We start from the raw sequence: 7,828 nt of genomic DNA on the forward strand, positions 1-7,828 counted from the left end.
GGGCGCGGCGGACGTGCGGCGGAGGCGCCCGCCGCGGGGGGCCGGGGACGGGGCGGGCGGCTCGGCGGTCACGGGCCGCCGGAAGAGGTCTGCCACAGGAGGCTCCAGGTCGGGGCGTTGCCCGGGGGAGCGACGGCGCCGTCGACGGGCGCGTCCGACCGATCGGTCGCGCGCCGGCACCTCTGAGAGGTGGGCGCGGGCGCCTGGGTGCCAGCACCCGGGCGCCCGCGCGGCCCGCCGGTCAGCCGCGGGCGCGGAGCGCGACCACGACCTCGTCGAGCAGGTCGTCGACGGCGTCCTGGTCGTAGCCCTGGCGGAACTTGGTCGAGCGGAACCGCTGGTTCAGCACGTCCTCCGGCCGGAGCGCGGCGTCGGTCCCGTGGAGCGCGTCCGTCCCGCCGAGCGCGGCGGTCACGCGCGCGGCGAACGCGGCGACGTCCTCCTGGTCGTAGCCCTCGCGGAACGCGGTGACCGGCAGCGCTCGGACGCGCTCGGCGAACTGCTCGGCGGTCAGGTCGGCGCCCCGCGGGGCGCGCTCGGAGCCGCCGAGCAGTCGCGTGAGCCAGGACATCCCGCGGCCCCTCAGTCCGCGGAGCCCTCGGCGCCGGTCGCGCCGGTCGAGCCGGCCGAGCCGGCCGCGGGCCGGTCGGCGGGGGCGTGCACCGGGGCGACGGCCGCGTGGCTCTGCGCGGGGACGGTGTGCGGGGCGGTCGCCGCCGAGCCGCCGCCGAGCCCGCGGAGCAGGTCGAGCAGGTCGATGCCCGTCTGCGCCTTGAGCATCGTCGCCAGCTCCTGGACGCCCGTCGACACCTGGCCGGGCAGCCGGGAGGCGCCGTCCTTGTCGATGATCGTGATGTCGCCGATCGTGCCGAGCGCGTCGGCGTACGGCTGGGCGACCTTCGGCAGGGCGTCGAGCACCATCTGCAGCCGCGCCGACTCGGGGAACGCCTGGTACGCGTCGGACTCCGCCTTGATGGCGGCGGCGCGGGCCTCGCCCTGCGCACGCTCGGCGGCGGCCTGGGCCTCACCGCGCGCCTGGATGCCGTCGGCCTCGGCGCGGGCGATCGCGAGGGCACCCTCGGCACGGCGCTGCTGCTCGATCAGCGCGGCCTCGGCGCGGGCGCGGGAGGCGGACGCCTCGGCGTCGGCCTGGGCGGTGGTCCGCTGGGCCTCGGCCTCGGCCTTGCGGATCGCCGAGGTCTTGAACGCCTCGGCCTCCTGCTCGGCGGCGTACTTGCGGGCGTCGGCCTCCTGCGCGGCCTCGTACTTGCGGGCCTCGGCGGGCTTGCGGACCTCGGTCTGCAGCTCCTGCTCGCGCAGGGCCGCGCGGCGCAGCGCCACCTGCTCCTGCTGGATCAGGACCTCCTGCTGGGCCTCGGCCTGCGCGCGCTCCTGCGCGGCGGCGGCGTCGGCCTGGGCGGTCGCGGTCTCCTGGGCGATGGTGGCGTTGCGCAGCGCGAGCGCCTTGTTGGACTCGGCGATCTGCACGGCGGCCTCGTTGGACCGCTCGGTGCTCTCCTGCCGGGCCTGTGCCTCGGCGATCTCGGCGTCCCGGGCCACGGCGGCGGCGCGCGGCCGGCCGAGGTTGCGGATGTACTCGCCGGTGTCCTCGACGGTCTGGATCTCGAAGTTCTCCAGGATCAGGCCGCGCTCGGCCAGCATCGGCACCGCGATGTCCTTGACCTCCTTCGAGAACTCCTGGCGCTCGTAGAGGATCGACTCGACGGTCAGCGTGCCGGCGATGGTGCGGAGCACGCCGACGAGGACCTCGGAGGTCTGCTGCTCGATGACCTGCTCCTGGCTGCGGCCCGCGAACCGCTGGGCGGCGGCGCGGACCATGCGCTCGGTGCCGCCCACCTTGACGACCGCGATCGACCGCAGGGTCACGCCGACGCCCGACTTGGTGGTGGCGTCCTCGGCGGCGACCGGGAAGCTCTGCGACGCGAGCGACAGCCGGACGACCTGCTCGAAGATCGGCTTGACGAACGTGCCGCCGCCGATCACCACGCGCTGGCCGGACAGGTCGGTGGTCTCGTCGCCCGTCTCCGGGTTGATGACCGGCTTGCCGCTTTTGCGGCCGGTGATGATCAGCGCCTCGTCGGGCGTCGCGATCTTGAACCGGACCTTGGCGTAGATCGCCCCGACGATCGCGACAGCGACGACGATCACGACGGCCAGGACGACGATGAGGGCAGTTCCTGCGAGCTCCATGGGACTCCTCGGGCACGGCCGCGAGGCCGGTCGGGCGGGTGGTCTGCCTCGACCCTAGGCGCCCCCGCACCCCGAGGTCAGCCGTTTGCTGACGCATCACCCCACCGGTTCGCCGAGGTCGGCGGTTCCGCGCCGGGACCCGGCGTGTCGGCGCGGCGTGTCGGGCGGAACCGCCGACCTCGCGCGCCACCTGCTGGTCAGCCCGCGCGGACCGGCTCCGCCGCCGCCGGGAGGGTGTGCAGGGCCGCCACGAGGGGCGCCAGCTCCGGCGTGGCCTCCGCGCGCTCCAGGGCCTCGGCGAGCGCCGCGTCGTGCGTCGGCCGGGCGGCGCGCAGGAGCGCCTCGCCGGCCGGGGTCAGCTCGGTGTAGATCCCGCGGCGGTCGTCCTGGCACAGGATGCGGGTCAGCAGTCCGCGGTCCTCCAGGCGGGTCACGAGCCGGGTGGTCGCGCTCGCGCTGAGCGCCGCGGCGCGGGCGAGCTGCTGCATCCGCATGTGCCAGCCGTCCTGGCGGGACAGCGCGTCGAGCACCGTGAACTCCACGACCGACAGCTCGTGCGCCCCCTGCAGGGCGCGCTCCAGCGCCGCGTCCAGGGCGCCGTGCAGGGCGGCGAGCGTGCGCCAGCCCTGGGCGCGCACCTCCACCGCGTCGTCGCCGATCCCCATGCCGCCTCCTCGATGTCGTCAGCCATCCTACGCCGCTTGCGCAGATATGCGGCGCGTGCAAACATCTGTGCCGTTGCGTCTGCAACTAGTGCAGACGCGGGATGTTGCATACGCATGGAGGATGTCGTGCCCCTCGCCCTGCTCGCCCTCGCCCTGGGCGGCTTCGGGATCGGACTCACCGAGTTCGTCATCATGGGCCTGCTGCCCGAGGTCGCCGCGTCGTTCGACGTGACCGAACCGGTCGCCGGCTACCTCATCTCCGGCTACGCCCTGGCCGTCGCGGTCGGTGCCGTCGCCCTGACGGCCGCGGTCACGCGGCTGGACCGCAAGCGGGTCCTGACCGGGCTCATGGTGCTGTTCATCGTCGGCAACCTGCTGTCGGCCACGGCACCGACGTACGGGGTGATGCTGACCGGCCGGATCGTCGCCGCGCTGTGCCACGGCGCGTTCTTCGGCATCGGCGCGGTCGTCGCCGCCGGCCTCGTCGCCCCCGAGCGGCGCGCCGGTGCGGTCGCCACCATGTTCGCCGGCCTCACCACCGCGAACGTCCTGGGAGTGCCGTTCGGCACGCTCCTCGGCCAGCAGCTCGGCTGGCGGTCCACGTTCTGGGCCATCACGGCGATCGGCGTGGTCGCCCTGGTCGGCATCCTCGTCCTCGTGCCCGGCGCCCGGGCCCGCGACGGCGCGCCCGCCGCGTCGCTGCGCGCGGAGCTGGCGGCGTTCCGCGAGCCGCAGGTCTGGTGGTCGGTCGTCCTGACGGTGCTCGGCTACGGCGGCATGTTCGGCGCCTTCACCTACATCGCGTTCACGCTGACCGACGTCTCCGGCTTCGCCGCGTCGACCGTGCCGTGGCTGCTCGTGGTGTTCGGCGCCGGGATGTTCGTCGGGAACCTGGCCGGGGGCCGCGCCGCGGACCGCTCGCTGACCCGCACGCTCGCCGCGGTGCTGGTGGTCCTGACCGTCGTCCTCGTGGCGTTCGCGCTCACCGCCGGCAGCCGCCCGCTGACCGTCGTCTGGCTGGTGCTCATGGGCGCCGCCGGGTTCGCCACGGTCCCCGCGCTGCAGATGCGGATCATGCGGCACGCCGAGGGAGCGCCCACGCTCGCGTCCGGCGCGAACATCGCGGCGTTCAACCTGGGCAACGCGCTCGGGGCGTGGGTCGGTGGCGTGACCATCGGCGCCGGCCTCGGGTACACGTCGCCCATCTGGGCGGGCGCCGCGATCACCGTCCTCGGGCTCGGTGCCCTGCTGGCCGCCACCGCGCACGCGCGTCGTGCCGCGGCGCGCCGCACGGTCGACGCCGCTCCCGCCACCACCGAGGCGCCGGCCCGCGCCGCCGCCTGACCCACGAAGGAGACCCCGCATGTCCACCCTCCCCACCGTCGCCCTGCGCACCGGCACCCGGATGCCCCAGGTCGGCTTCGGCGTGTTCCAGGTCCCGGACGCCGAGACCACCGCCGCCGTCGCCACCGCCCTGGAGGCGGGCTACCGCAGCATCGACACCGCCGCCGTCTACGGCAACGAGGCGGGCACCGGCCGGGCGATCGCCGCCAGCGGCCTGCCGCGCGACGAGCTGTTCGTGACGTCGAAGCTCTGGGTCGCCGACCTCGAGCACCCGCGCGAGGCGTACCGGCGGACGCTCGACCGCCTCGGCCTCGACCGGCTCGACCTGTACCTGATCCACTGGCCGGCGCCCGGTCTCGACCGCTACGTGCACGCCTGGGCCGAGCTGGCGGCGATGCGCGAGGAGGGCCTCGTGCGCGAGGTCGGGGTGTCGAACTTCCAGCCGGCGCACCTCGACCGCGTCGTCCGCGAGACCGGCGTGACGCCCGTCGTCAACCAGGTCGAGCTGCACCCCGGGCTGCAGCAGCGCGAGCTGCGGGCGCACCACGAGCGCCTCGGCGTCGTGACCGAGGCGTGGAGCCCGCTCGCCCAGGGCGCGGTGCTGGACGACCCGGCGGTGACCGCGGTCGCCGCTCGGCACGGCGTCTCGCCGGCGCAGGCCGTGCTCCGCTGGCACCTGCAGCGGGGCACCGTCGTCATCCCGAAGTCGGTGACCCCGGGCCGGATCCGGTCCAACCTGGACCTGACCGGGTTTGTCCTCGACGAGGCGGAGCTCGCCGCGGTCGACGCCCTGGACCGCGGCCTGCGCACCGGCCCGCACCCGGACCGGTTCGACGGCTGAGGACCCCCGGGGCCGCTCAGGCCGGCCCGACCGCCCTGCCCGCGTCGGCGCCGTCGGCGGCCCACTCCTCGTCCGTGAGCAGCCGGCTGCGGATCAGGAACCGGACGCCCTCGGGGGCCTCCAGGCTGAACCCCGCGCCGCGGCCGGGGACCACGTCGATCGTCAGGTGCGTGTGCCGCCAGTACGCGAACTGGCTGCGGCTCATCCATACCGGCACGGCGAAGTCGTCGACCCGCAGGTCGCCCAGGTGGACGTCCGCGTCGCCGGTGAGGAACTCACCCGCGGGGTAGCACATCGGCGACGACCCGTCGCAGCAGCCCCCGGACTGGTGGAACATCAGCTCGCCGTGCTGGTCGCGCAGGCTCCGCAGCAGCGTGGCGGCCGCGGGGGTCAGGTCGACCCGCGTGGGTGCGTCCACGTGCCCTCCTCCCTCCGGTGCCGCGGCCGGCCGCCCGCCCTCGCCGGCGGCCGACCGCGGACCGCGTCGGATCAGAAGAACCCGAGCTTCTGGCCCGAGTAGGACACCAGCAGGTTCTTGGTCTGCTGGTAGTGGTCGAGCATCATCTTGTGGTTCTCGCGCCCGACGCCCGAGCCCTTGTAGCCGCCGAACGCCGCCGCGGCGGGGTACGCGTGGTAGCAGTTCGTCCACACCCGGCCGGCCTCGATGTCGCGGCCCGCGCGGTAGGTGATCGCCGACTCCCGGGACCAGACGCCGGCGCCCAGGCCGTAGAGGGTGTCGTTGGCGGTGTGGATCGCGTCCGAGTAGTCGGAGAACGACGTCACCGCGACGACTGGGCCGAAGATCTCCTCCTGGAAGATCCGCATCGAGTTCTTGCCCTCGAAGATCGTCGGCGTCACGTAGTACCCGCCGGCCAGGTCGCCGTCGAGCTCGGCGCGCGTCCCGCCGGTCAGCACCTTGGCGCCCTCGGCCTTGCCGATGTCGATGTACGACAGGATCTTCTCGAGCTGGTCGTTGGACGCCTGCGCGCCGATCATCGTCTCGGTGTCGAGCGGGTTGCCCTGCTTCACCGCCTCGGTGCGGGCGATGGCGTCGGCGAGGAAGCCGTCGTAGATCGACTCCTGGATCAGCGCGCGCGACGGGCAGGTGCACACCTCGCCCTGGTTGAGGGCGAACATCGTGAACCCCTCGAGCGCCTTGTCGTAGTAGTCGTCCTTCGCGCGGGCGACGTCCTCGAAGAAGATGTTCGGGCTCTTGCCGCCGAGCTCCAGGGTCACCGGGATGATGTTCTGGCTGGCGTACTGCATGATCAGCCGCCCGGTGGTGGTCTCGCCGGTGAAGGCGATCTTCCGGATCCGCGGGCTGGACGCGAGCGGCTTGCCCGCCTCGACGCCGAACCCGTTGACCACGTTGACGACGCCCGGCGGCAGCAGGTCCGCGATCAGCTCCATCAGCAGCAGGATCGACGCGGGGGTCTGCTCGGCCGGCTTCATGACGACGGCGTTCCCGGCGGCCAGCGCGGGCGCGAGCTTCCAGGTCGCCATGAGCAGCGGGAAGTTCCACGGGATGATCTGGCCGACGACGCCCAGCGGCTCGTGGAAGTGGTAGGCGATGGTGTCGGCGTCGATCTCCGAGATCGACCCCTCCTGCGCCCGGACCGCCCCGGCGAAGTACCGGAAGTGGTCGACGGCGAGCGGCAGGTCGGCCGCCAGCGTCTCGCGGACCGGCTTGCCGTTCTCCCAGGTCTCCGCGACGGCCAGCATCTCGAGGTTCTGCTCGATGCGGTCGGCGATCTTGTTCAGGATGACGGCCCGCTCCGTCGCGGACGTCTTCCCCCACGACCGCGCCGCGCCGTGCGCGGCGTCCAGCGCGCGGTCGATGTCGGCGGCGTCGCCGCGGGCGACCTCGGTGAACGTGCGGCCCGTCACCGGCGACGGGTTCTCGAAGTACCGGCCGGACGCGGGGGCGACGAACTCGCCGCCGATCCAGTGGTCGTAGCGCTCGCGGTAGGTGGCGGGGCTGCCGGGCTGCCCCGGCGCTGCGTAGACGGTCATGTGCGCCCTCCGTGCAGGCTGACCGGCCGCCGGCGGGGTGCGGCGGCGACCGGGCGCGCCGCCTCGTTGCGGCGCGTGCCCCGGACGCTAGGGCGGCGATGGTTGCAGGTGCGTTGCACCGCAGGTGGCGGCCGGTCACCGCCAGGGGTGCGCCGCGGGGCCGGTGTCGAGCCGCCGCACCAGCAGGTCCAGCCGGCCCGCCGCCCGGGCGTGCGCCGCCGACCCGGGCGGGGTCAGCGCCACCAGCCGCTCCCACGCCTGCCAGTCCTCGGCGCCCTCGTCCCGGTCGAGCCACCGCTCCAGCACCACCGGGTCGGTCGCGTGCAGCACCGCGGCGCGGACGTCGGAGGCGAGCGCGTCCCGGAGCTGCTCGATGCCGGGCGCCCGCGACCGCGGCAGCGCGGGCCCGGCGTACCGGTCGAGCGCGGCCCGCACGTCACCGCCGGCCAGCGCCTCCCGGACGCCCGCCACGTCGGTGGCGAGCGCGGCGGCCAGCCGGTACGGCCGGGACCGGTCGACCAGCCCGCCGGCCGCGCGGCGCAGCCGGGACACCTCGGCCCGGACGGCGACGTCGGACATCGCGTCGGGGTGCAGCAGCACGGCGAGCTCGTCGGCGTGCAGGCCGCGCGGGTGCGCGGCGAGCAGGAGCAGCAGCTCCGCGTGCCGGAGGGACAGCGGCCGGGGCGGGGCGCCGGGGGCGTGCAGCACCCCGGAGCCGGGGCGCAGCACCTCGAGCCGGGCGACGGCGGCGGCC

General features: G+C 74.9%; 6 protein-coding genes and 2 pseudogenes. 2 read left to right on the forward strand and 6 right to left on the reverse strand.

Features of this window, described 5'->3' with window-relative positions:
* Nucleotides 1–253 precede the first annotated feature (253 nt).
* The 3 genes and pseudogenes from G6556_RS20285 to G6556_RS15150 all read right to left on the reverse strand — a co-directional run.
* Nucleotides 254–415: pseudogene (locus G6556_RS20285) on the reverse strand (DivIVA domain-containing protein); the annotation flags it as partial.
* A gap of 167 nt (nt 416–582) precedes the next feature.
* Nucleotides 583–2,211, reverse strand: coding sequence for a flotillin family protein (locus G6556_RS15145; protein WP_166943158.1), 1,629 nt, complete (start codon nt 2,209–2,211; stop codon nt 583–585).
* A 197-nt stretch (nt 2,212–2,408) separates the two neighbouring features.
* Nucleotides 2,409–2,876 (reverse strand): MarR family transcriptional regulator, encoded by a 468-nt coding sequence (locus G6556_RS15150; protein ID WP_166943161.1) that lies wholly within the window; start codon nt 2,874–2,876, stop codon nt 2,409–2,411.
* Nucleotides 2,877–3,002: 126 nt separating this feature from the next.
* On the opposite strand from G6556_RS15150, the gene G6556_RS15155 reads away from it, so the two are divergent.
* Nucleotides 3,003–4,220, forward strand: coding sequence for an MFS transporter (locus G6556_RS15155; protein WP_166943163.1), 1,218 nt, complete (start codon nt 3,003–3,005; stop codon nt 4,218–4,220).
* A 19-nt stretch (nt 4,221–4,239) separates the two neighbouring features.
* Entirely contained in the window at nt 4,240–5,061 is an 822-nt protein-coding gene (locus G6556_RS15160) for an aldo/keto reductase (RefSeq protein WP_166943166.1), read from the forward strand.
* 16 nt (nt 5,062–5,077) lie between these two features.
* On the opposite strand, the gene G6556_RS15165 is transcribed toward G6556_RS15160, so the two are convergent.
* The 3 genes and pseudogenes from G6556_RS15165 to G6556_RS15175 all read right to left on the reverse strand — a co-directional run.
* Complete coding sequence (locus G6556_RS15165) at nt 5,078–5,479, reverse strand: DUF779 domain-containing protein (protein WP_166943169.1); 402 nt, start codon at nt 5,477–5,479, stop codon at nt 5,078–5,080.
* Nucleotides 5,480–5,550: 71 nt separating this feature from the next.
* The gene (gene adh / locus G6556_RS15170; RefSeq protein WP_166943171.1) at nt 5,551–7,074 is read right to left on the reverse strand and encodes an aldehyde dehydrogenase; all 1,524 of its coding nucleotides are present in this window, start codon (nt 7,072–7,074) and stop codon (nt 5,551–5,553) included.
* Between the two features lie 135 nt (nt 7,075–7,209).
* Nucleotides 7,210–7,828: pseudogene (locus tag G6556_RS15175) on the reverse strand (transcriptional regulator); the annotation flags it as partial.

The sequence above is a fragment of the Cellulomonas sp. IC4_254 genome, assembly GCF_011603975.1.
GTDB lineage: Bacteria > Actinomycetota > Actinomycetes > Actinomycetales > Cellulomonadaceae > Cellulomonas.